The sequence below is a fragment of the Vibrio sp. Vb1980 genome (assembly GCF_033338615.1).
Classification (GTDB): domain Bacteria; phylum Pseudomonadota; class Gammaproteobacteria; order Enterobacterales; family Vibrionaceae; genus Vibrio; species Vibrio alginolyticus.
Genome location: NZ_JAWOSZ010000077.1, coordinates 1 through 742, shown reverse-complemented (window position 1 = coordinate 742; position 742 = coordinate 1). Strand labels below are relative to the sequence as shown.

Genomic DNA, 742 nt, shown 5'->3' with positions numbered 1-742 from the left:
GGAAAATGTTTGCATTTAATTAGCCTCTGAAGTGGCTTTAAGCCACCAGGACACAGGCACCTCCCACACCCTTTATCTTCTCTTCAGCTCTTCTGCTGAAGAACTTGGCCTTCACGATGACAGGTTGCTTAGGGAGCTTCCCCTTCCCCAGAACTTTGTAGTAGCCTGATCGAACAACGTCAATGATGGGAGCAACTCCATTCTTGTTTTTTGCTGCATTGACCCGTGTCTGCTCGCTGACCAACGTCCATAATTTATCCAGGTTGACAGTTGGGCAGAAGCTCTGGTTCCTCTTCAAGTGGTAATGCCTCATGCCAACTTTGCCGAAGTAACCTGGATGATATTTGTCAAAGTTGATCCTGTGTCCTCCCGCTCCTGTTTGGCCTTTTGCTCATCCCAGATGACATTGTGTTGTCCACCATGGCAGCACCCACTTGTCTCTGACCTTCATTCATGAAGAGAACTGTTCCCGTCTGTGGACAAGGTCCTCGGCTTTCAGCAGGGGTCAATCAGCCAGTCGCAGAGGTCTTTCCTCCACCCATGGGCTTCTGCCAGTGCTTGACACTCGTGCTGTGGTGGCTCCAGGTCAGGATTGGGCAGCAAGGTGACCAGATTGTCCCCAACCGGTGGAGAATCTAGTCCATGGCAGCTGACCAGTGGTCCCATCTTTTGGGACACTCTATTCAAAAGCAGAACATCAGCCACTCTATCACAGTTTAAGTCCTGGATTGGGTGATAATTG

General features: G+C 50.1%; 1 pseudogene. It reads right to left on the bottom strand.

Annotated elements, in window-relative coordinates:
* Positions 1–37: 37 nt before the first annotated feature.
* Positions 38–376: pseudogene (locus R7F64_RS23865) on the bottom strand (uL15 family ribosomal protein); the annotation flags it as partial.
* Between the last annotated feature and the right edge of the window lie 366 nt (positions 377–742).